Origin of the sequence: Halobacillus salinus (assembly GCF_004684905.1) — a bacterium.
Lineage (GTDB): Bacteria > Bacillota > Bacilli > Bacillales > Halobacillaceae > Halobacillus > Halobacillus salinus.
Map to the genome: position 1 here is coordinate 105,025 of NZ_SRJC01000003.1, position 20,061 is coordinate 125,085.

Annotated in this window: 24 protein-coding genes and 1 other RNA gene; 13 read left to right on the forward strand and 12 right to left on the reverse strand. The window is 44.3% G+C overall.

From position 1 onward, the window contains the following. Positions 1-50: 50 nt before the first annotated feature. Positions 51-209, reverse strand: a complete 159-nt coding sequence (locus tag E4663_RS12995) for a DUF1540 domain-containing protein (protein WP_079478477.1) — start codon at positions 207-209, stop codon at positions 51-53. A 247-nt stretch (positions 210-456) separates the two neighbouring features. Between E4663_RS12995 and murB the strand changes: the two genes are divergently transcribed. Further along, entirely contained in the window at positions 457-1,377 is a 921-nt protein-coding gene (gene murB, locus E4663_RS13000) for a UDP-N-acetylmuramate dehydrogenase (RefSeq protein ID WP_079478292.1), read from the forward strand. Between the two features lie 31 nt (positions 1,378-1,408). Here murB and E4663_RS13005 read toward each other — a convergent pair whose 3' ends face one another. After that, a complete protein-coding gene (locus E4663_RS13005) occupies positions 1,409-2,107 on the reverse strand; it encodes an SDR family NAD(P)-dependent oxidoreductase (RefSeq protein ID WP_135327936.1) in 699 nt (232 codons plus the stop codon). A 161-nt stretch (positions 2,108-2,268) separates the two neighbouring features. Between E4663_RS13005 and E4663_RS13010 the strand changes: the two genes are divergently transcribed. Beyond that, positions 2,269-2,817, forward strand: coding sequence for a PadR family transcriptional regulator (locus tag E4663_RS13010; protein ID WP_135327937.1), 549 nt, complete (start codon positions 2,269-2,271; stop codon positions 2,815-2,817). 2 nt (positions 2,818-2,819) lie between these two features. Further along, positions 2,820-3,293: a DUF4188 domain-containing protein gene (locus E4663_RS13015; protein ID WP_135327938.1), complete on the forward strand. Its 474-nt coding sequence runs from the start codon at positions 2,820-2,822 to the stop codon at positions 3,291-3,293. 34 nt (positions 3,294-3,327) lie between these two features. Here E4663_RS13015 and E4663_RS13020 read toward each other — a convergent pair whose 3' ends face one another. Beyond that, a complete protein-coding gene (locus E4663_RS13020) occupies positions 3,328-3,822 on the reverse strand; it encodes a lactoylglutathione lyase family protein (protein WP_135327939.1) in 495 nt (164 codons plus the stop codon). Between the two features lie 118 nt (positions 3,823-3,940). On the opposite strand from E4663_RS13020, the gene E4663_RS13025 reads away from it, so the two are divergent. Beyond that, complete coding sequence (locus tag E4663_RS13025; protein ID WP_135327940.1) at positions 3,941-4,273, forward strand: winged helix-turn-helix transcriptional regulator; 333 nt, start codon at positions 3,941-3,943, stop codon at positions 4,271-4,273. Between the two features lie 30 nt (positions 4,274-4,303). Here the strand turns inward: E4663_RS13025 and E4663_RS13030 are convergent, their stop codons facing one another. After that, positions 4,304-5,284, reverse strand: a complete 981-nt coding sequence (locus E4663_RS13030) for a zinc-binding dehydrogenase (RefSeq protein ID WP_135327941.1) — start codon at positions 5,282-5,284, stop codon at positions 4,304-4,306. Between the two features lie 139 nt (positions 5,285-5,423). On the opposite strand from E4663_RS13030, the gene E4663_RS13035 reads away from it, so the two are divergent. Continuing rightward, on the forward strand, positions 5,424-5,801 hold the full coding sequence (locus E4663_RS13035; RefSeq protein WP_135327942.1) for a winged helix-turn-helix transcriptional regulator: 378 nt from the start codon (positions 5,424-5,426) through the stop codon (positions 5,799-5,801). A 35-nt stretch (positions 5,802-5,836) separates the two neighbouring features. Here the strand turns inward: E4663_RS13035 and E4663_RS13040 are convergent, their stop codons facing one another. Together E4663_RS13040 and E4663_RS13045 are read right to left on the reverse strand one after the other, a co-directional pair. After that, positions 5,837-6,433 carry a YpjP family protein gene (locus E4663_RS13040; RefSeq protein ID WP_079478285.1) on the reverse strand — a complete coding sequence of 199 codons (597 nt, stop codon included), beginning with the start codon at positions 6,431-6,433 and terminating at the stop codon, positions 5,837-5,839. Between the two features lie 75 nt (positions 6,434-6,508). Next, positions 6,509-6,733, reverse strand: coding sequence for a hypothetical protein (locus E4663_RS13045; protein WP_135327943.1), 225 nt, complete (start codon positions 6,731-6,733; stop codon positions 6,509-6,511). A 158-nt stretch (positions 6,734-6,891) separates the two neighbouring features. Here E4663_RS13045 and E4663_RS13050 point away from each other — a divergent pair, with 158 nt between their 5' ends. The 3 genes from E4663_RS13050 (at position 6,892) to E4663_RS13060 (ending at position 9,095) form a co-directional block, all read left to right on the forward strand. After that, positions 6,892-7,524, forward strand: coding sequence for a spore coat protein (locus E4663_RS13050; protein WP_135327944.1), 633 nt, complete (start codon positions 6,892-6,894; stop codon positions 7,522-7,524). Positions 7,525-7,656: 132 nt separating this feature from the next. Then, positions 7,657-8,286, forward strand: a complete 630-nt coding sequence (locus E4663_RS13055; RefSeq protein WP_135327945.1) for a LysE family transporter — start codon at positions 7,657-7,659, stop codon at positions 8,284-8,286. A 65-nt stretch (positions 8,287-8,351) separates the two neighbouring features. After that, a complete protein-coding gene (locus E4663_RS13060) occupies positions 8,352-9,095 on the forward strand; it encodes a YqcI/YcgG family protein (RefSeq protein ID WP_135327946.1) in 744 nt (247 codons plus the stop codon). Here the strand turns inward: E4663_RS13060 and E4663_RS13065 are convergent. Further along, a complete protein-coding gene (locus E4663_RS13065; RefSeq protein ID WP_135327947.1) occupies positions 9,089-10,378 on the reverse strand; it encodes an amino acid permease in 1,290 nt (429 codons plus the stop codon). The genes E4663_RS13060 and E4663_RS13065 overlap by 7 nt on opposite strands. Positions 10,379-10,470: 92 nt before the next feature. On the opposite strand from E4663_RS13065, the gene E4663_RS13070 reads away from it, so the two are divergent. Both E4663_RS13070 and E4663_RS13075 read left to right on the forward strand, forming a co-directional pair. Then, entirely contained in the window at positions 10,471-11,418 is a 948-nt protein-coding gene (locus E4663_RS13070) for an arginine deiminase family protein (protein WP_135327948.1), read from the forward strand. Between the two features lie 107 nt (positions 11,419-11,525). Then, complete coding sequence (locus E4663_RS13075; RefSeq protein ID WP_158290493.1) at positions 11,526-13,214, forward strand: HD domain-containing phosphohydrolase; 1,689 nt, start codon at positions 11,526-11,528, stop codon at positions 13,212-13,214. A gap of 83 nt (positions 13,215-13,297) precedes the next feature. Here the strand turns inward: E4663_RS13075 and ssrA are convergent. Further along, positions 13,298-13,661, reverse strand: a transfer-messenger RNA (tmRNA) gene (ssrA, locus tag E4663_RS13080). A gap of 90 nt (positions 13,662-13,751) precedes the next feature. After that, a complete protein-coding gene (gene smpB, locus E4663_RS13085) occupies positions 13,752-14,216 on the reverse strand; it encodes an SsrA-binding protein SmpB (RefSeq protein WP_079478261.1) in 465 nt (154 codons plus the stop codon). Between the two features lie 160 nt (positions 14,217-14,376). Between smpB and E4663_RS13090 the strand changes: the two genes are divergently transcribed. Together E4663_RS13090 and E4663_RS13095 are read left to right on the forward strand one after the other, a co-directional pair. Then, positions 14,377-15,243 (forward strand): GNAT family N-acetyltransferase, encoded by an 867-nt coding sequence (locus E4663_RS13090; RefSeq protein WP_135327950.1) that lies wholly within the window; start codon positions 14,377-14,379, stop codon positions 15,241-15,243. 190 nt (positions 15,244-15,433) lie between these two features. Then, entirely contained in the window at positions 15,434-15,853 is a 420-nt protein-coding gene (locus E4663_RS13095; protein WP_158290494.1) for a Thoeris anti-defense Tad2 family protein, read from the forward strand. Between the two features lie 49 nt (positions 15,854-15,902). On the opposite strand, the gene rnr is transcribed toward E4663_RS13095, so the two are convergent. The 3 genes from rnr to secG form a co-directional block, all read right to left on the reverse strand. Then, a complete protein-coding gene (rnr, locus tag E4663_RS13100; protein ID WP_135327952.1) occupies positions 15,903-18,200 on the reverse strand; it encodes a ribonuclease R in 2,298 nt (765 codons plus the stop codon). 34 nt (positions 18,201-18,234) lie between these two features. Beyond that, positions 18,235-18,978 (reverse strand): alpha/beta hydrolase, encoded by a 744-nt coding sequence (locus E4663_RS13105; RefSeq protein WP_135327953.1) that lies wholly within the window; start codon positions 18,976-18,978, stop codon positions 18,235-18,237. A 182-nt stretch (positions 18,979-19,160) separates the two neighbouring features. Next, on the reverse strand, positions 19,161-19,394 hold the full coding sequence (gene secG / locus E4663_RS13110; protein ID WP_079478256.1) for a preprotein translocase subunit SecG: 234 nt from the start codon (positions 19,392-19,394) through the stop codon (positions 19,161-19,163). A gap of 136 nt (positions 19,395-19,530) precedes the next feature. Here secG and E4663_RS13115 point away from each other — a divergent pair, with 136 nt between their 5' ends. Continuing rightward, the gene (locus tag E4663_RS13115) at positions 19,531-20,025 is read left to right on the forward strand and encodes a hypothetical protein (RefSeq protein WP_135327954.1); all 495 of its coding nucleotides are present in this window, start codon (positions 19,531-19,533) and stop codon (positions 20,023-20,025) included. Positions 20,026-20,061: the final 36 nt, after the last annotated feature.

The window sequence follows — 20,061 nt, forward strand, 5'->3', positions numbered from 1 at the left end:
GCTTACAGAAAAAGGCTTACTCAAAATCGAGCAAGCCTCTTAATAATCAATTATGATCGGGCAGGTTCAAACGTACGACAATCGGTTTCTTGACTGTTGTGCGCTTGTCGGCCACTGTGACTAACGACAAAAATTTCATCTGCGCCACAACTTTTCCCGTTGATGTTGTGAACACAGTTGGATACTTCACAAAGGACATCCTTTGCCATCATCACACACCTCCCTCCCTCTTACTATTTGCAATGAGAGAAAAGATATCCACCGATTTGCCCCATCATGGTGTTGTGAATTATGATAAAATATAGTACGTGCGAAAAACGTACACGTAACCTTTTCTTATAAGAAACATATACTAAGCATAAAAAAGACGAATATCCTTTTGCTTAGTTTTGGGATACGACCTCCCATGTTAATCGACAGCTACGTAACAAAACAAATCAAATAGGATTGGTGTTCATGAATATAAAAGAAGCGATTTACCATAAATTAATGGAACTTGTGAAAGAAGAAAATGTGAAGGTGGATGAATTGTTGAAGAACCACCTTTATACGAAATTAGGTGGAAAAGCGGACTTCTTTATTACTCCGACTTCTTTTGAAGAAGTACAAAATGTAGTCAAGCTTGCGAAAGAAGATAAGATTCCTTTCACTCTCCTCGGCAATGGTTCTAACCTGATCATTCGCGATGGTGGTATCCGGGGGATGGTTATCAACTTGAAGCACTTGGACCGTATTTCCACAGAAGGTGATTCTGTCATTGTTCAGAGCGGAGCAAGGATTATTGACGCCTCTCGCTTTGCGTTAGAACAAGAACTGTCCGGCCTTGAATTCGCTTGCGGTATCCCTGGTACGGTAGGTGGTGCATTGTATATGAATGCAGGTGCTTACGGCGGGGAGATAAAAGATGTTTTGGATTACGCTATGGTAGTAGACCGGCACGGAAATCTACTCAAGCGTGATGCTTCTGAATTAGGCCTGGATTATCGTACAAGTAACATCCCACAGCGTGGTGATATCGTTGTTGAGGCAGCGTTCAAACTAACTCCCTCCACTTATGACGAGATCAAGCACGTGATGGATGATTTGACATTCAAACGGGAATCGAAGCAGCCGCTTGAATATCCATCTTGTGGTAGTGTATTCAAGCGCCCACCAGGATACTTCGCTGGGAAGCTGATCCAAGACAGCGATCTTCAAGGAACTAGCATCGGCGGTGCAGAAGTGTCGACGAAGCACGCTGGCTTTATCGTCAATAAAGACGATGCGTCTACTTCTGATTACATTTCGCTCATCGAACACGTTCAGAAGACGGTTAAAGATAAGTTCGGCGTAGAACTAGAGCGCGAAGTTCGGATCATCGGGGAAGACCATAAGTAAAGTTCAGCCACCTTGGCTGAACTTTTTTTCTTTAAAAATCCAGTTCTTCTTTGTCTCTGAAGAATTTCCCATTCGGTCCGTCCTCCTCCAATTGAGCCAGCCAGAGAATGCCTTCCATCGCTTCTTCTGGTTCTCGCTTCGCTTTATCTCCACCAAGGTCCGTTTTCACCCAACCTGGACTAACGGAATTTACTTTGACGTTCTTGCGACGTGTAGATCCTGCGAAAAGTCTAGTCAATGCATTCAGACTGTATTTCGATGCTTTATAAGCCCCTGCCATCGGTTCATCCATAGCGGATGAGACTCCCATTTCGGCAGCTAAGTTGACGACCCTTCCGTAATTATTATCAATCATGACAGGAATAAATGTTCTCATTAAGAAGTAGGGACCGAAATAGTTGACCAACTGTACATCTTCAAAAGTTACGGAATCAACATCCAGAATAGATTCCTTCTTGTCAGGGAAAATTCCCGCATTATTGATGAGTACATCTAGCTTTCCATCTTCCTCTAAAATACGGTCACGCAATTCTTCCATACGATCCGGTTGAGCCACATCACAAAATACATATTGTACATCGAATCCTTCTTCCTTTAAAATCGCCTCCGCTTTTTTCCCTTTTTCCTCTCTTCGAGCACCTAACCAAACTTTGTATCCAGTCTTCGCTAACTGTCTGCTCGCCTCAAACCCTATCCCACGATTTGCACCTGTCACGAGTGCGTTCTTCATAAGGCAATCCCCTCCTACGTCTTTTCAGATTTTTATTCCCCTTTTCTTGCTCTCGACACTTTCGGATACGTTCTCAATCGGTTTTCACTTGTCTATTCAGGGAGGTAGTTCTATAATATAACTAATTGATATATATCAAATTGATATAGGAGTTTTGAGAGATGGCTACTAACCATACGAAATACGCAATATTAGGTGTTTTGACAATAGGCTGTCGGACAGGCTATTCCATTAAACAGATGATAGATGGAAGTTTGAATCACTTTTGGAAAATCAGCTACGGACAAATTTATCCCACTCTGAAAAAACTAGTCGAAGAAGGATTGGCGTCTGTAAAGGAACAAACGCAGGAAGATAAGCCAGACAAGAAAGAATATTCCCTGACATCGGACGGGGAAAAAGCTCTTCGTGACTGGCTTGCAGAACCTCTCGAGAGCGTTCCAAAAGAAAAAAACGAACTACTGCTCAAGTTGTTTTTCAGCCGACACCAGAGTCTGTCCACGACACTTCATTTATTAGAACAGTACAAGAAACAGTTAAAGGAAGTCTATGCCACATATGAGTCCATCGAATACATGATTAGGGATAATAACCCAGAGGACGTGGATGCGAAGTATTGGCTATTCACCTTGGATTACGGCAAAAGAACGACAGTTGCCGCTTTGGACTGGTGCGAAGACACAATAGAGGCTATTCAAGAGGAGGAGTAAAAATGGCGAAGGTGATATCTGAACGTTTCACCGCTGCTCACGAGGACGATGTAGTCTTGTTTATCATTGGAATGCGCATCAACAAATGGTGGGCAGTGCATAAATGGATCCCGGTGTTCATTGCATTTCCGAGGATGGTCCAAGAACTCTACAGCAATAAAGACCTCGGATTCCTGTCAACCGAACTTTACTTCGGCAGAACAACCATGTCGGTCCAATATTGGCGCTCTTCAGCAGAACTGATGGCTTATGCAAGAGGAATGAAGCATTTGAAAGCTTGGAAGAATTTCAATAAGAAGATCGGCACGGATGGGTCCGTTGGAATCTATCATGAAACGTACATCGTTCCGAATGAGAACTACGAATGTATTTATGCCAACATGCCTCCTTTCGGTCTATCGAAAGCAGCTGGACACAAATCAATAACAGTTGCGACCTCCAGTGCAAGAAAAAGATTAAAAAATCGTACAAGTTAAAAAAGCCCGAGCATAACGCTCGGGCTCCTTGCTATTAATAAGCCCCTTTAGAATAAGTCAGCTCATAACTATGCGTGTAAATCTCGAATACGTTACCGAACGGATCTTCCACATAAACCATTTTGTATGGCTTCTCTCCTGGATAATACTCACGGATTGGCATACGTTGTTTTCCACCGTGTGCCTTGATTTTCTCAACAATTCCTTCAATATCAGGATCTTGGATACAATAGTGGAAGATACCTGTTTTCCAATATTCGAAGTTGTTTTCAGGCTGTTCGTTATGACCGAATTCGAACAATTCGACTCCGATGCGATCACCTGTAGATAAGTGTGCGATTTTCATACTCTCCCAGTCGTTACCGAATACATCACGGCACATTTGACCGACTGGTGTGTCATCGTTGTAAACCGGAGATGGTTCCATGATGGTGTACCAACCGAACACTTCTGTATAAAATTTCACCGCTTGTTCAACGTCTGGTACGGATAGCCCGATATGAGAAAAACTTCTAGGATAAGGTTGCATAATTAATTACCTCCATTGAAATGATTTGACGCTATTATCGTACACCCTTACGATAAATAGCGGAAGAATGCACTTTTTTGTGAGAAACTAACCTACAGGTAAGTAAGGAGGGCAAAACATGACACAACCGACGCTTGATGAGAACGGAAAGCTTAAGTGCTCGATTGAATATACATTAAGAAAAATCGGCGGCAAATGGAAGACCGTCATCTTATGGCACCTCGGAGTGGAAGGCACGCACCGCTATAATGAATTACGCCGCCTCCTGCCAGGGGTTGCGCACAAAGTTCTTAGCCAGCAATTGAAGGAGCTCGAGGAGGACGGCTTCATCAATCGTAAACAATACGATGAGATTCCTCCGAAAGTGGAGTACTCTATGACGGAAAAAGGAAAAACACTCCTGCCTATCCTGCAGGAAATGCATAAATGGGGATCCGAACATAATCAATAAAAGAGTCCAGGGCATCCCTGGACTCTATGTTTAAGCTTTCACTTTTGTTACGATTTTCCCTTGGACGTGACGTTCAGATAAGCGCTCGAGTGCTTGTGGCACTTCCTCAAACGCAATGGTTTCGGATAACAGAGACCATAACGTCCCTTCCGCAACGCGGTGGAGCATATCATCTCCCATGACAGCTAAATCTTTTTGAGATTCGATATCTGCCTGATGGATGGCACCTAGTGCTATCTCATGATAGGAGACAACTTTAGTAAAAGGCTTCACCTTGTCAAAATCCGGTTTTCCGGCAATATAAACGATGTGGCCCAAATGAGCTAAATAGTCGAGAGAAGCGGTAGCATTTTCTCTGCTGACAGCGTCGATGACGGCATCCACTCCTCGTCCGTTTGTGATTTCGTCCACCTTTTGACCGACATCTTCGTTACGGTAATCAATAGCATAATCGGCGCCCAGAGAACGAACGTGATCATGTTTTTTTGAAGAAGCAGTAGTGAGAACGGTCTTTCCTGCTGCTTTTGCTAACTGGATTGCGAACCCACCCACTCCACCTGCTCCTGCATGGATGAGGATCGTGTTAATATTTTCTAAAGGTAGCTTCCTGTGAATCGCTTGATAGGCTGTGTATCCTGCCGTCGGTAGTGCTGCCGCTTCTTCAAAGGAAACAGCATCTGGAATGACGGAAACCGTATGAGCTGTGGTTACGTCATATTCCGCATAACCGCCTTTCTTCTGCAAGTCACCATGGTAGACAACTCTATCACCTACGTGCAAATCTTCTACTCCTTCTCCGAGCGCTTGGACGACTCCCGCTACATCTAATCCTAGTATATGAGGGTATGTCCAGGCCGGATGTCCATTCGTCGCTATCTTATAGTCGACCGGATTCAATCCCACGGCATGAACCTCTACGAGTACTTCTCCCACAGCCGGATCAGGCGCCTCCACCTCTTCCAATTTCATAGACTTCCATTGGTTCGGTTCGTGTAACAGTAATGCTTTCATATAAACAACTCCCTTTCGAGCTCTATTTTTTATCATTTCACGGAATATGCCTTATACTAAACGCATCGAGTTGACTATACAAGTAGGCACTTTTTAGTAACCAAGGTTACCGAATCGTAACCTGTATGGAGTAAGATAGATGAAACAACTTCAGTCGGAATATCAATGCGCCATTAACCTTGTCGTCGATGTAATCGGCGGTAAATGGAAAGTCTTTATTATGTGGAACTTGAATGAAGGGAATAAACGGTTCAAAGAGCTTGAGCGATCTATCCCTGGCATAACAAAGAAGATGTTAACTCAGCAACTTCGTGAATTAGAGCACCACGGTTTGGTGCAGCGCACTGTCTTCGAAGAATTACCACCTCGAGTGGAATATGAAACCACCGAGTTAGGAAAAAAGCTTCAACCCGTTCTATTTGAGATGTGTAAATGGGGAGATGAGTATACGGAAGCGAACAAGATTAGCATGAATCAATGCTGGACCCAGCAGGATTTCATGAATTCTTCTCCATAAGAAAAGAGGACGAAATGCTCGTCCTCTCCTTCTCATTATGACATCCATTTTGGTGGTGTATTTTTCTCCCAGTACACTTCTCCGATAGTATGGTGTTTAGCGAAATTATCATCTTTCAAGTGATAATGAAAATTGAACCAGTAGCCTTCTCCCGGCCGTTTATCACGTCTGACATCAAAGCGGGCTAGTTCCTCTCCGCTCTCTTTGTTTATTAATGTGAAGATTTTCTCCCCATAACCAGGAGTCAACTCTTCCGTTATTTCATAATGAGGAAGTTCGTCCTCATCCATATCTTCTAGTATGGAGTCTACAATCTCCTCGATTTTCGGTAGAATATCTTCTGTCATATCCTCGTCCACTTTCTGGATAATACGAGGCCCCATTTTCATCATGGTCTGCTCTTTGGCTTGTTCTTTCATTTGATTCACATAATCATCGGCTGTAAGTGGTAAGTCTTCTGGTGTATCTTGGACTTCTTCAATCGTGTTTAAAAAATGACTTTCTTGTTCTTCCGGTTCCTGCGGTGCTACCTCTTTCTCAGCTGTATCAGCAGCATAGGCAGGAGGAATGTATAAGCCTAGTGTAAGTACGGATACGAGTACAACAAATAACTTTCTTCCCCAAGTTGTCATATTCAGATCTCCCTTTTCGATCCTCTTTTCCATTATTTTAACATGTTTTTCATCTCTATTTATGTATCAAAAGTGTCATTTTTCTGACTGTATTGTTACCGGTACATGTTGGTTGGCTAACAAAGTGTAGACGCGCTTGTCTTCCTGGATTACCGGACCTTCCAACAGGATGCCGGTTGATCTGGCCATGTTTGCGAACTCATCTGCATCATCGACTATGACCCGCAAGACTTTTCGACTACTCTCTCCATTCTCATTCGAGTACACTGTTGAGACGTGTTGATAACTAATAATTTTCACTCATTCGCCTCCTACGAAATTGTTTGAACATTCACTCATATTCATAAGTTTAACATGAAACGACAAGTTATGTACCCCTGAAATTAGAACGCTTACACCCACATGAAACTTCCTTTACTGGGAAAGCTGAAGAAGTACAACTTTGAGGAGGTTCTATAATGCAAAACAATCCACAATCTGTAAATCAAAACCAAACCGGTCAGCAACCGATGATGAACCAAAACCATGGTGGACACGAACTTTTTGATGCGCACGAAGTTATTGCCGGAATGATCAGCATGCTCGATCAGTATCAAATGTATGATCAACACATTCAGGATCCGGAGCTGAAAGACATCTTAAAGCGCCAATCTGAATTCGTACAGCAAACGTACAACAGCGTTGTGCACAGCTTTTCGACAGGACAAGATCCACAAGTTCCAACACAGCAATATCAAATGACTCAGCCTAACGATGCGGTATATGGGGTCAAAGCAGGTCAGCCGAAAAAGCCGAACCAGTCAATCAATGACTTATCGGACCAAGGATTGTCCGCATACATGCTTGGTCAGACAAAATCACTCGCGTCTCTTTTGACTATGACGTCCCTTGAGATGACGAATCCAGTCCTTCGCCGAGTGATTGCTGATAGTGTTCCGAACTTCATTGAAATGAGTTACGAGACATTTTTGTATCAAAACAAACATGGGTACTATCAAGTGCCGCAACTGAATGCCCAAGATATGAACACTATGCTTCAAAGCTACGCAGAAGCACCCGTGCAAGGAAACCCGAATACTAACATGCACTAACACCAAAAGGAGCCTAATGGCTCCTTTTGGCTTTTGGTTTCGTTATCAAAATAGTGAAAAAACTTAAGAAAACGCCCCTCATATCCTTGTCCCATTCACGATATAGTAGTAAGAGATAAAGGAGGGAGTGCTTTGTCCGTATTTTTAACTTACATCCTGTTGGGAATCTCACTATCTGCTCCGGTCGGACCTATCAACGCTGCGCAAATCGATAAGGGGATCCGGTTTGGCTTTATGAATGCGTGGTTGCTCGGTGTCGGAGCCATGCTTGCTGATATGGTATTCATGTTAATGATATTTTTTGGTATTGCGAACTGGGTGGACACTCCACTCGTACAGACGTTTCTTTGGTCATTCGGCTTTTTTGTCCTATGTTACACAGGGGTGGAAAGCATTTTGAAGTCCTCTCCCCCACCCGCTTCATCCGAATTGACACGAAGAGAATCACCTAATAGATCTCTGCTCTCTGGTTTCCTGCTAGCTATTTCTAATCCCCTGAACATCCTTTTTTGGCTAGGTATTTACGGCTCGATGCTTGCTCAAGTCTCTCAACAATATGAGAACCTTCAGCTGCTTCTATACAGTAGCGGAATATTTGTTGGAATATTAATTTGGGATGCGAGCATGGCGGCTCTGTCATCTGGTGCAAAGCGAGTGGTACGTCCAAAGGTCCTCCAAAGCATCTCTGTGCTTTCCGGACTCATCCTCATCTTGTTTGGTCTATATTTCGGATTCCAGGCAGCCCAGTTGTTATTGGCTTAGACATACACCTATAGTTCTTCCATTCATACGATAAGGTGTGAATCACCTTCAGGAGGGAGAACTTTATGAAACTACTGTCCAAATCCATGATCGAAACCGATAAAGAATCACTGGAACCTTGGAAGCGTTCGGTCTATGACGACTTCTCTCGGATGATGACCGACCGAGAACACCCGTATCCTTGCGTGCCAGGCGTGCAAGGTTTCTTACAAGATTCGCTCCGTTTCGGATTCGCTGGAGACCCTCGCACTCCTAAGGCAGCTGAACAATTTGCCTGCCAGTTAATCCAGTACGGCAACATTTCGAGAGAGACGGGACCTTATGCTTCTATTGTAATCTTCTTTGATACAACTCATATTCCTAAAGATATATCCACCAGCGAGTATGAAGAGCTATTTTGGACACTTCTCACACGTGTCCACCAAATGGATGAAGAACCATGGCCGGAGCATATCCCAACAAATCCATCAGACCCTGGCTGGGAGTTCTGCTTCAACGGCCAGCCATACTTCGCCTTCTGCGCAACTCCCACCCATCTAAATAGGAAGAGCCGGCACTTCCCGACTTTTCTCATCGCTCTGCAACCGAGATGGGTTTTTGAAGATATCCATGACGGAACGACATATGGGAGGAAATTGAAAGCAGCCATCCGCAACCGCCTTGAAGCGTTTGATCAAGTACCGGCACACCCTTCTCTGAAATGGTACGGTCAAGATGGAAATTTGGAATGGCAACAATACTTCCTACACGACGATAACAACATCCCCCTTCAATGTCCTTTCAAAGCTATGACGAAGCAGAATCAATGATGAGCTGTTTTATGTTTTACAACCGTTGCGATCGCAATAACCCCTAGAAAAAGAAAACTTACCCACAATCCCGTGCGACTGGCAGGATTGAAACATGTACCAATTACAGCAAGCATGATGCCAAATACCCCGCCCCATACTTTCCATTGGCGCATCTCCCCGACATGCATTAATTTACGATAAGTAATCAGAATGAACATCCAATTGTATAACAACATCAACCCTGCAGCTGTCGTGATATAGGTGAAAATATTTTCAGGAAGTAGTAAGGCAAGTACAACAGAGCCGATTACTGTTGCTGTTGTTAATAAAAATGCAGGCAGCGGGATGCTCTCCTTCCCTTTTTTACGGAAAAGCTTAGGAGCATCTCCCTCTTCTGCAAGCGTAGTCAGCATAACCGTAATGGCATACAAAGAGGCGACCATCGTTGAAAAACCTGCAATGATCAGAATGCTGTTGAACACGTGAGCGATCCAGTTCCAATCGAGGGGTTTTAGTGCTGTTAAGAAGGGGCTCTCCTCCGTATCGATCTGATTTAGCGGAGCAAGCTTTACAACAAAATAAAACGAAAGCAGATAGAGCGTTGTCAAAAGGAGCAGCATCAACCTTCCTGATTTCTCTGCTTCTTTCGGGTCTTTCAGCTCGCTTGCCATCAACCCCATCACCTCTACCCCACCGAATGCATAGAAGGCATACAACAGAGCGACTCCTACCCCTGTAATCCCTTCTGGCAAGAATTCGAGTGGTTGCTCTTGAATCCCGCTTCCCTCCGTTTCGAACATTCCAAACAAAGCGGCCCCTGCCAAAAGCACGAACATAAATATAGCCGCTGCTTTCATCACACCAAACACATTCTCCAAGTCCTCTACTTTTTGAACACCGAGATATAATACGGCTAGCCCCAACACGGAAAAAACCCCTGCACACACCCAAACGGGAACTTGAGGAAACCAAAAGCGGGCAAAGATGGCAAGGGCGGTCAACTGACTCCCCATAATGAGTACCTCTGACGACCAGTACACCCAACCATTACTGAACCCTGCCCAGTCCCCGAATGCCTGCTTGGAATACGTGCGAAATGAACCTTTTTCCGGATGATCTGCTGTCATTTTCGCTAACGATTGATACACGAACCAAGTTACAATCCCAGCAGCAAGAAAGACAAACAGCACAGATGCTCCTGCTTGCTGGACAGCAAGACTCGAACCTAGGAAGTACCCCGTTCCGATCATGCATCCGACTCCTATTAACGATAGCTTCCACCACGTCAGTCCTTTATTCATCGCCACCTCTCCTTTCCTTCTATTGTTAGAAGAAAGCACGAGAATATGTGATGTCGCTAAGGAGATAGTAAAAGGACAAGGAGTGAATGCGAATGGAACTTTATCCAAGCTGTTACAGTGAACACGATTTATTGAAAGCGGTACTTGTTTGTTCCCCTGCGCCATTGGACGTGCCTGATCAACAAACTGCAACCGATGTCCAGTGGGAAAGCCCTTTTGACTATAAGAAGGCGGAACATCAACATGCAGCCATGGTAGAAGCTATAAAGGATTCTGGTGCGATGGTGATCGATTACTCTGTCTATATCGCGGAACAAGACAAGCCTTTTCATGACCAGTTGATTAACCGACTATTCACTAGAGACTTAGCAGGCGTTTGCGGAAAGACCGTCATCGGTGGAGAAGCAGCTACTTCCATGAGACGGCCGGAGTACATTTTGTCCCACCAATTACTTTCTCAGTGGATTCCATCTAATCAATTTGAGATGATCCGAGACGAGAAATGGAAAGCACTAGAGTTCGGGGATGTGTACGTGTTGAATCGCGATGCTGTTTTAATCAATGTCGGCGTGAGAAGCAGTATGGAGAGCGTCGAAGCGGTCCGCGAGAAGATGTTTGCTGCCGGTTTCTCCGAAGTCGCCGCAATCGACCTACCCCGTAGAGCAGATACGATGCACCTAGATATGAACGCTAATATGGTCGGGCCAAGACATTTTCTTGCCAAAAGTTATATGCGGTTCTTCCCTGTCCGCGTTCTGACTCAAGCGGGTGGTGCGTATTTCATGCTGGGAGATTTTCTGCACCGACATGGAATCGAGCCGGTCTGGACGAATGACATCAAGAGTACGCTCCCTGATATCAATTTCCTGAACTTGAACCCGGAAACGATTCTTGCAAGTTCCAAGAGAAATAAGCGTGTGCTCCATCACCATGACGTTCTAAAGTACCATAATGTCATTGAAGTGGAAGTGGATGAACTCGAGAAAGGCGGAGGGGGAATCCGGTGCATGACGCTACCTTTGATCCGCGAATCTTCCTGATCAGATCCGATGTTGCTCGATGCCACATTTTTTTGACCCTTCCAACTAGATTCTCTCCAATTTTTGTCATAAGATAAGGAAAAGTGACGAATAAAAGGGGGATCATGATGAGTATCACGTACCATCCAAAAGAACTTACAACCGAGCACATACTTGCAGAAGACATCTATAAAAACGATACTCTGGTGCTTCCCAAAGGGACAAAGATTTCGGACAACCATATTAAACGGTTTATAAAGTGGGGGTTAGATAGAATCCAAGTCGTCGGCGGAGAAAGCGAGACAGTCACCGTAGAGGAAGATACAAAGAATGAAAAGAAGCAACAGCAATTCCTTCATAAACTATTTCACCAACAGATCGTAAAGCTTGTGAAAGAGACGAGGTACGGAGAGCTTCTAAACCCTTCTCAAACATTAGCAGAGGCACGAGAGCTGTTCATTAGAGTGTTACAGAACCCTCAAACCAAGAAGTTGTTGATGAAGCTTTATCACCATGATGAACACACCTTCACACATTCGATCGATGCCTTCATCCTTGGCTATTTCACGGGTAAGAAAGTGCTGAAGGGAGATGTAGAAGCCTTTGCCATCGGATGTTTGCTGCATGACATAGGCAAACTGCAAATCCCCCATCACATCTTAAAAAAACAGACAAAGCTTACAGGATACGAATATGAAATGATCCAAAACCACACAAAAAAAGGCCAAGCCATCTTACTAGAAAAAGATTACGAACAGGAAAAAGTTGAGCTTGCGAGGTCTCACCATGAGAAACTGAAGGGGACGGGATATCCAGACCAACTCAACGAGGCATATGACTATTTCTCGGATGAGTTACGTCTCCTTAGGGTTATCGATGTATATTCCGCTTTGACATTGGACCGCTCCTACAGAAAAGCTTTCAGCGCTCCGAAGGCTCTGATGATCCTCCTCTCTGAGCAGGAAGATTATGATCAGAAGATGCTGTATCATTTCATTGATACGCTCAATATCTATCCACCAAAAACAACCGTACAATTAAATGATGGTTCAGAAGCGGAAGTCGTGGAAATGCTAGAATCACTGCCGACCATATGCAAAGTAAATGTAAATGGGAAAGCTTTCATGCTCCCCTCTGACAAATCGGTTTATATTGAAAGAATCATCAGCTGGCGTGAAAGGAAAGAAGAACGCTATCAAAAAGTTTGGAGGAAATTCATCCACTCTCTTCTTCACGAAGAAGACCAGAAAGTGCTTGAGTATATTTCCGAATTAGAAGACGGATACAAAATAGAGGATGTTTTCATTCAACTATTTGAAAAAGCGATGAATGAAATGGAGCAGAAAGATCGCCAACAACAGATCAAGCGCTCTGAACTCCTCATCGCTCTGCCAAAGTTAAGAAGGATCATGGGTATCAAGAGCAACGAATACGCCAATGCCACCATCATGGAACAAGAGCCGGTCGTATTCATTACCGTAGGAGAGAAAGGGCATATACGAAATCAAATTCTAGCAGACCTCTTAGTTTCCACGGGTTATAAGCTCGAGTTATTAGAGGTCGAGGACTTGAACACTGACCTGCCTCTGGAGGATTTTCTGCAGTACATATCAAAGTCGTCTGTAAAGAACTTGATTGTCTCAGGAACTCCTGCTCACTCCCAGACGATTCATGCGTTGTCCTCTCAGGTGAAAGATGTGAATAGTTTTATGAACGTATCCTTATTCAGCCACGAGAATTCATCGCCTTCCTTAACTGGGGAGCACTACGATTTGGTATCATCACAAGCTAAATCGATCCTGCAGTTCATTTCCTAATGCAAAAGGACATGCCCTTTCATAGGCATGTCCTTTATGTTAGGTACGATTTTTGACCATAAAAAAACCACCAATATATGTATTGGTGGAGACGGTGGGAGTCGAACCCACGTCCGGAGATATCGGCACTCGGGCTTCTACAAGCGTAGTCGATATATTATATTTCGCATCCTCTTCGACCTACCGACAGGCTTCCGAGGTGCTAGCCTGATTAGTCTCTTCGTCCTTCCTCAGGCGGTGGAAGAACGCGTAGCCCACTTCAGTTTGGGACCCTTCGATCTAGCACATGGGCGATGCCAGGAAGGATCAGCTATAGACTACTTACGCAGCTACAGCTAGGTTTTCGTTAGATTCGCCAGTTATATTTAGGCAAATGACGTTTTACGAGTCGTCGCCTCGACTTGCGACCCGAGCTCGACCTATCCCCGTCGAATCCGTAACGTCCCCGTTAGGATTAAAACAGAGCGTCAAGCTCTTGTGCGTTTGTCGCCTCAAGCGACAATTAATATTATAGCACAATCACAATAAATATCAAGTCTACTTCAAGCTGTCCTTGATAGCACGGTCGATTTCGCGATTCTGCTGCTTGCGTTTCAGGTCTTCACGCTTATCGTATTTCTTCTTGCCTCGTCCAAGACCGATCAGTACTTTCGCTACGCCATTCTTGATATATACCTTTAACGGCACGAGCGAATAGCCTTTTTGCTGGGTTTGGCCGATCAATTGATTAATTTCTTTACGATGCAGTAAGAGCTTCCTTGCTCTTGTCGGTTCGTGATTGTAGATGTTTCCTTGCTCATACGGCGAGATATGCATATTGTGAAGGAAGACTTCCCCATTGTTCACGCGTGCGAAGCTGTCTTTCAAGTTGATTCGTCCATTACGGATCGACTTGATCTCCGTACCTTGAAGCACGATACCAGCTTCAAACGTCTCTTCAATCGTAAAGTCATGTCTGGCTTTTTTATTTTGAGCGATTGTTTTTCCATTTCCTCTTGGCATAACGGCTTTCCTCCTCTATTGCGTACCCTTCATTTTATCAAAAGTCCCCCTGATTTCCAACGAATCCCCTCTTTTCCCTCCAAACATTATGAATGGACTTTTTTCTTCCATATATGAGACTATAATTTTAGAAAGTTCGAGTAAGAGGAGAGCGATAAAGATGGAACAAGTTGCGCATGTTAAGATGCTCACTATAGATGACCTTCCCGCCTTAATGGCAATGGAAACAGGAATCGAAGACGATTATGTTGTTCGCATATTTGACCGGTTGATCGAATCGGACAGTCATCAACTATTTGGTCTATTCCAAGAGGAACAGATGCTTGCCGTTGCAGGGTACAGCTTGTTCGGTCAGAATAAATTCGCCATGCTCGGCCGGTTGCGGAGCGATCGTCGCTTCCAGCAGAAAGGAAATGCTACAAGACTGCTTGAACCAATCGTAGATCACTTGAAGCGTGTCCCGGATGTCGAGTGGGTAGGTGCGAATACACACCTAGGAAATATCCCCGCCCGCCGAGTACTGCAAAAGCTCGGCATCGAGCAAGGACCCGTCATCCATTACCTAACGCTGAAAGAGCCTGAAAAACTTTCCGGCCATACAAAAGGTCCCGTATGGAACCGAGTGGAAGATTTGAATGAGAAATATCGTTTGTTGGACAGTTTGGAAAGCAATGCACTCGATATGTTCCCATATGAATGTTATTATCCCTTCCCTTATGACAAATCCTTATTCACAGACGACTACCTCGAGGAATCCAGCTTCTACTTAAGTCCTGACCAACAACGGTTTGTCATCATACGGAATGATACGAAGAAATACGATTACTCGCATGTGAAGTATTTCTGGGACGATCATTACGACCAACCCGGCTTCTTTGAGACGTTACAAGATCACTGGAATCAAAACCCTGATAACGCAGGCTGCTGGATAGATTTTTCCGCTCAAGGCTTTAAGAATATCCCGGATTTGTCCGCATATGATGTACAAGAACCATGGATCTTATATGGAAACTGGCAGCACTCCTGAATCACGTACACATTCTAACTACCTGAAGCCCCTCTTGAAGATTTCGAGGGGCTTTTATTGAACCAAAATCCCTCTTAACATTGTTAAAGCCTTTTCATTGTGATGGTTCTGTGACAACCGTTGACATCGCTTGGCGTCGTCATTAAAATCCTCTAAGGATAATTTAAAATGCGTAGAAAGGAACATGGAAATGAACTTTTTATTTGCAGCTCGCCTGCTAGATGAGGGACACGCACTGTCACGTAAATCATGGAACAATCAAGGCTATATTTTCAAAGACGATAGAGGACGCATGCAGTTTTTCGACCACAACGAACCACATGTCTATCAGCCGAATGTGGAAGACACGCTCGCGGATGACTGGGTAGAAACTGCTAAAGACAGTTGGACGTTCGTTTCTGTCGCTCATGAAGCGGAGCTTGTAAAAGACAAGCTGTTCGTTTCTTATCAGATCTGCTCCAAAGAAGACGGGGTTGTGAAAAACAACCACCAGATCGATGAAGTGGAGCTTTCGACTTGGGCACGCTGTGTCGAGTTCGACTTGGACCAAACGGCCACCCATTTGAATGAACAAGATATCGCTCAAGTGAGAAGCGCTGTGAGTGCATAAAGATATAAAAAAGCGTAAGAGGGAGACATCCCTCTTACGCTTTTTTTCATTACTTTTTCTTCTTACGTCCCTTTTTCGGGACACCTTTGTTTTTGTAAAACGGTTTATTACCTTTTTGTTTCTTCTTTTTCTTACGGTCACGGACTTTGCGATCCGGTGATTTGGAATCGATTTTCTTCGGTCGCTCTGGACGTTTAGGGCGTTCCTTCCGTGGCTTCATCCCATCGATTTCGAAATCTACGACACGCTCGTCCAAGTTGACGTTTGTGACACGGATGGTCACTTCATCCCCAATACGGAAGACGTTACCGGTCCGTTCCCCAATCATAGCGAACTGTTTTTCGTGGAATTGATAATAATCATCTGTCAGGGTACTAACGTGGACCAGACCTTCCACGGTATTCGGCAATTCGACGAACATACCGAAGCTTGTGACAGAGCTGATTACACCCTCATACTCTTCCCCGATTTTATCTTGCATGTATTCTGCTTTCTTCAGATCGTCTGTTTCCCGCTCTGCATCAACAGCTGCTCGCTCCATTTCAGATGAATGGCGAGCAATTTCAGGAAGCTGGTCTTTCCAGTGCTTCTGAGTTTTTTGATCCAACTTCTCTTCTACTAAATACGTTCGGATGAGACGGTGTACGATCAAGTCCGGATAACGACGGATCGGCGATGTGAAGTGGGTATAGAAATCTGTCGCCAGACCGAAGTGGCCCAGGCTTTGAGGATCATACTTCGCCTGCTGCATCGAACGAAGCATCAATTTCGAAATGATCATATCCTCTTGTGTACCCTTCACTTCCTCCAGGACTTTCTGTAACGCTTGTGGATGAACATTATCCGCAGTCCCTTTCACGACGTAGCCCATATTCGCTACAAACTCGAAGAAGTTCTGCAATTTGCCTTCGTCCGGGTCTTGGTGGACACGGTGGATGAACGGCACTTCCATCCAATGGAAGTGTTCTGCAATCGTTTCGTTCGCTGCAAGCATGAATTCTTCGATGAGGCGTTCAGCGACGGAACGCTCACGCAAGCGTACATCGACTGCTTTCCCTTCCTCATCAACTACGACGCCCGCTTCCTTAAAGTCGAAGTCAATCGCACCGCGACGCATTCGCTTTTCACGAAGTGTCTTCGCAAGTCCTGCCATATCACGGAACATTGGGACGAGGCTTTTATATTTTTCGATCAATTCCTCATCATCGTCTTCAAGAATGCTGTTTACGTCCTTATATGTCATCCGCTCATTCGTTTTGATAACACTTTGGAAAATTTCATGACCGACGACGTCTCCACTCGCGTCAATCTCCATTTCACAAGATAATGTGAGACGATCGACTTGAGGATTCAAGGAACATATCCCGTTTGATAAACGGTGCGGAATCATCGGAATGACTCGATCGACTAAGTACACACTTGTCGCTCGTTCCCTTGCCTCCTGATCTATCGGAGAGCCTTCCCCTACGTAGTAGGTAACATCGGCAATGTGAACACCAAGCTTAAAGTTGCCATTCTCCAATTTCTTAACGGTTACGGCATCATCTAAGTCTTTAGCATCCGCCCCATCGATGGTAACGATGGTTTCATCACGCAAGTCTCTTCGGTTCTTTATTTCGTCCTCGGAAATTTGATCAGGGGTTTCTGCCGCTTGCTCAAGTACTTCATCTGGAAACTCCACTTTGATACCGTGTTTATGGATGATGGAGATAATATCAATACCTGGGTCGTTCTTATGCCCAAGTATTTCCGTGATCTCCCCTTCTGCACTCATTCTATCCTCTGGGAATTTCGTAATTTCGACAATGACTTTATGCCCGTCGACTGCTCCGTTCGTTTGCCCTTTTGGAATGAAAATATCGTTCGGAATCCGCTTGTCATCTGCAATGACGAAGCCAAAGTTACGACTTGATTCGTACGTACCAACGATGCGAGTCGTGGCACGTTCTACGATACGGATGACGGTACCTTCCGGGCGTTGCCCTTCATCATCACGCTTCTCGATCCGGACAAGGACTTTGTCGTTGTTCATGGCAGAATGCAAATCGGAATGGTGAATGTAGACATCATCTTTGTCTTCTTCATCTGGTATCAAGAAAGCGAATCCTTTAGCGTGCATTTGGATGCGACCGCGAATCAAATTCATTTTCTCCGGGAGACCGAAGCGGTTCTTTCTTGTCCGGACTAATTCCCCTTCTTCTTCAAGAGCATTCAACGTCTTCATCAATTCTCGGAAACCACCGGCGTCTTCCAGTTGGAGTTCATCTTCAAGTTCTTGGACGGATAATGGCTTCGATGCTGTTTCTTTGAAATAGTCTAATATCTGCTGCTTTAACTCTTCATTCATTTCTCCATACCTCCTTCGGTATAGGGACACTGTATTATGACCAGTCTAGGGACTCCAGGAAGGCAAGCACATCTTCGTACAGCTGTTCCTTTTCCTTATCCATGGTGATAACATGTCCTGAGTTTTTGTACCATTTAATATCTTTTTGATCTGCTTCTACTTGTTCATAGATGTAGTTCGCACTTTCCGTGTTGATCATGTCATCCTGTTCCGCTTGCACTACGAATGTCGGTGTGTAGATCTGGTCCACATCATCATGTACACTCTCGATAAGCTTTCCGAGCTCTTGGAACATCGGTTCGGACTTCTCTAACATGTCTTCTACTTCTTGATCGATCGTTTCTTGGTCTTTCCCTTCCAACTGCTTGTACTGTCTTGCTTTGAATTCGAACCCTTGGGTAAGCTGCTTCTCGTTATCGAAAAACATCGGAGAACACATCGTGATGACTCCTTTCAACGGTTCGGAATAAGCAAGTTTCAAGCCAAGCACGCCACCAAGGGACAAGCCGGCAACGGCAATCTTTTCGTATCCCAGTTCCTTCAGGTGGTTCAATGCTTCTCTCACATCTTCCCACCACTGTTCAGGCCGTGCATCAATCAATGCTTCCAGTTCTTGTCCATGTCCTCTGTAAATAGGAGCATGAGATGTATAGCCATGCTTCTGCAAGAAACGTCCAAGCATCCTCACATCTGCTGAATGACCTGTAAATCCATGTAGTAATAATACCGCACGTTCGCCTTCCTCAAACGTAAAGGGCTTCGGTTGTTTAATTTTCATATTTTGATTCTCCTTACTTCATCTATTTCCTTATTTGTATATTTCATTCTTCTTCCTCGCGCTTTCTATAATATCCCACTATCCAGGTAGCGTAAATGAATGCACATCTTGCATTAAAATGGAAGAATGTCTGCATATAGAAAAACCGCGCTTGTTCAATAAGCGCGGTTTGCTTTCCTATATTAACCTAGGATATAAGCGGACAAGAAAGCCAATACGAAGAAAAGGACACCTGTGATAATCGTCGCTTTATGCAATACGGCATCTATTCCGCGTGCTTTTTGTTTCCCAAACAATTGCTCCGCTCCACCAGAAATAGCTCCTGAAAGACCGGCACTTTTACCTGATTGAAGCAAGACAAGAACGATAAGAGCAATTGTATCGATCACTAATAAAGTAATTGCAAGTGTTTCCATGATGTGCCACACCTCCTAAAGACGTACAAATGACTAGTTTAAATGTAGCACAAAAGGGGATGTTCATCAACAACAATCTCACGTCTATTGACATTGATAATCATTTTCAATTATGATGTTGATGAGGTGATTACATATGAATCCATCTTGGAAACATGAATTGCAGACGTTCGTTGATGAGCTTATGGAGCACGTCTATCAATGGCCCGTACACGAACGTTCCACTATACGCATTCTTCAATTAATAGAACGAAAACAGCGACAGATCGATCGCTCACATTTTCCGGACTACGGATGTTATTTTTTACAGCTCGCTCAGATCATCGATCACTTCCTTCATGCTGCGCTTGATCAGAGTGCTGACCTTTCATGGTTCTGTAAGTATTGGGAGACGTTTGATAAAGAAAACAAGTTAACGCTGAATAACGTCATTATTGAAGAAAAAGATAATCAAAGGACCTTCAAGAAGTTTGTTTTACAACGAGATGAAACGGCAATCAACTACTATTGCAAGTCAGCGATACAATGCTCCTATCACATGTTTCAATCTCCACCAGACCGAATTGAAACCTTTCATTTATTATCAGGACAGTTCCACACAGAATGGAGCAACACTTCCATCCCTTCCTGACCTTTCCAGCCACAGCATATGCTGTGGCTGTTTTTA

Bases quoted from the DNA above. Each gene is read 5' to 3' on its own strand.
- E4663_RS12995 (WP_079478477.1), bottom strand. From the start codon at position 209: ATGGCAAAGGATGTCCTTTGTGAAGTATCCAACTGTGTTCACAACATC.
- murB (WP_079478292.1), top strand. From the start codon at position 457: ATGAATATAAAAGAAGCGATTTACCATAAATTAATGGAACTTGTGAAA.
- E4663_RS13005 (WP_135327936.1), bottom strand. From the start codon at position 2,107: ATGAAGAACGCACTCGTGACAGGTGCAAATCGTGGGATAGGGTTTGAG.
- E4663_RS13010 (WP_135327937.1), top strand. From the start codon at position 2,269: ATGGCTACTAACCATACGAAATACGCAATATTAGGTGTTTTGACAATA.
- E4663_RS13015 (WP_135327938.1), top strand. From the start codon at position 2,820: ATGGCGAAGGTGATATCTGAACGTTTCACCGCTGCTCACGAGGACGAT.
- E4663_RS13020 (WP_135327939.1), bottom strand. From the start codon at position 3,822: ATGCAACCTTATCCTAGAAGTTTTTCTCATATCGGGCTATCCGTACCA.
- E4663_RS13025 (WP_135327940.1), top strand. From the start codon at position 3,941: ATGACACAACCGACGCTTGATGAGAACGGAAAGCTTAAGTGCTCGATT.
- E4663_RS13030 (WP_135327941.1), bottom strand. From the start codon at position 5,284: ATGAAAGCATTACTGTTACACGAACCGAACCAATGGAAGTCTATGAAA.
- E4663_RS13035 (WP_135327942.1), top strand. From the start codon at position 5,424: ATGAAACAACTTCAGTCGGAATATCAATGCGCCATTAACCTTGTCGTC.
- E4663_RS13040 (WP_079478285.1), bottom strand. From the start codon at position 6,433: ATGACAACTTGGGGAAGAAAGTTATTTGTTGTACTCGTATCCGTACTT.
- E4663_RS13050 (WP_135327944.1), top strand. From the start codon at position 6,892: ATGCAAAACAATCCACAATCTGTAAATCAAAACCAAACCGGTCAGCAA.
- E4663_RS13060 (WP_135327946.1), top strand. From the start codon at position 8,352: ATGAAACTACTGTCCAAATCCATGATCGAAACCGATAAAGAATCACTG.
- E4663_RS13065 (WP_135327947.1), bottom strand. From the start codon at position 10,378: ATGAATAAAGGACTGACGTGGTGGAAGCTATCGTTAATAGGAGTCGGA.
- E4663_RS13070 (WP_135327948.1), top strand. From the start codon at position 10,471: ATGGAACTTTATCCAAGCTGTTACAGTGAACACGATTTATTGAAAGCG.
- E4663_RS13075 (WP_158290493.1), top strand. From the start codon at position 11,526: ATGAGTATCACGTACCATCCAAAAGAACTTACAACCGAGCACATACTT.
- smpB (WP_079478261.1), bottom strand. From the start codon at position 14,216: ATGCCAAGAGGAAATGGAAAAACAATCGCTCAAAATAAAAAAGCCAGA.
- E4663_RS13090 (WP_135327950.1), top strand. From the start codon at position 14,377: ATGGAACAAGTTGCGCATGTTAAGATGCTCACTATAGATGACCTTCCC.
- E4663_RS13095 (WP_158290494.1), top strand. From the start codon at position 15,434: ATGAACTTTTTATTTGCAGCTCGCCTGCTAGATGAGGGACACGCACTG.
- rnr (WP_135327952.1), bottom strand. From the start codon at position 18,200: ATGAATGAAGAGTTAAAGCAGCAGATATTAGACTATTTCAAAGAAACA.
- E4663_RS13105 (WP_135327953.1), bottom strand. From the start codon at position 18,978: ATGAAAATTAAACAACCGAAGCCCTTTACGTTTGAGGAAGGCGAACGT.
- secG (WP_079478256.1), bottom strand. From the start codon at position 19,394: ATGGAAACACTTGCAATTACTTTATTAGTGATCGATACAATTGCTCTT.
- E4663_RS13115 (WP_135327954.1), top strand. From the start codon at position 19,531: ATGAATCCATCTTGGAAACATGAATTGCAGACGTTCGTTGATGAGCTT.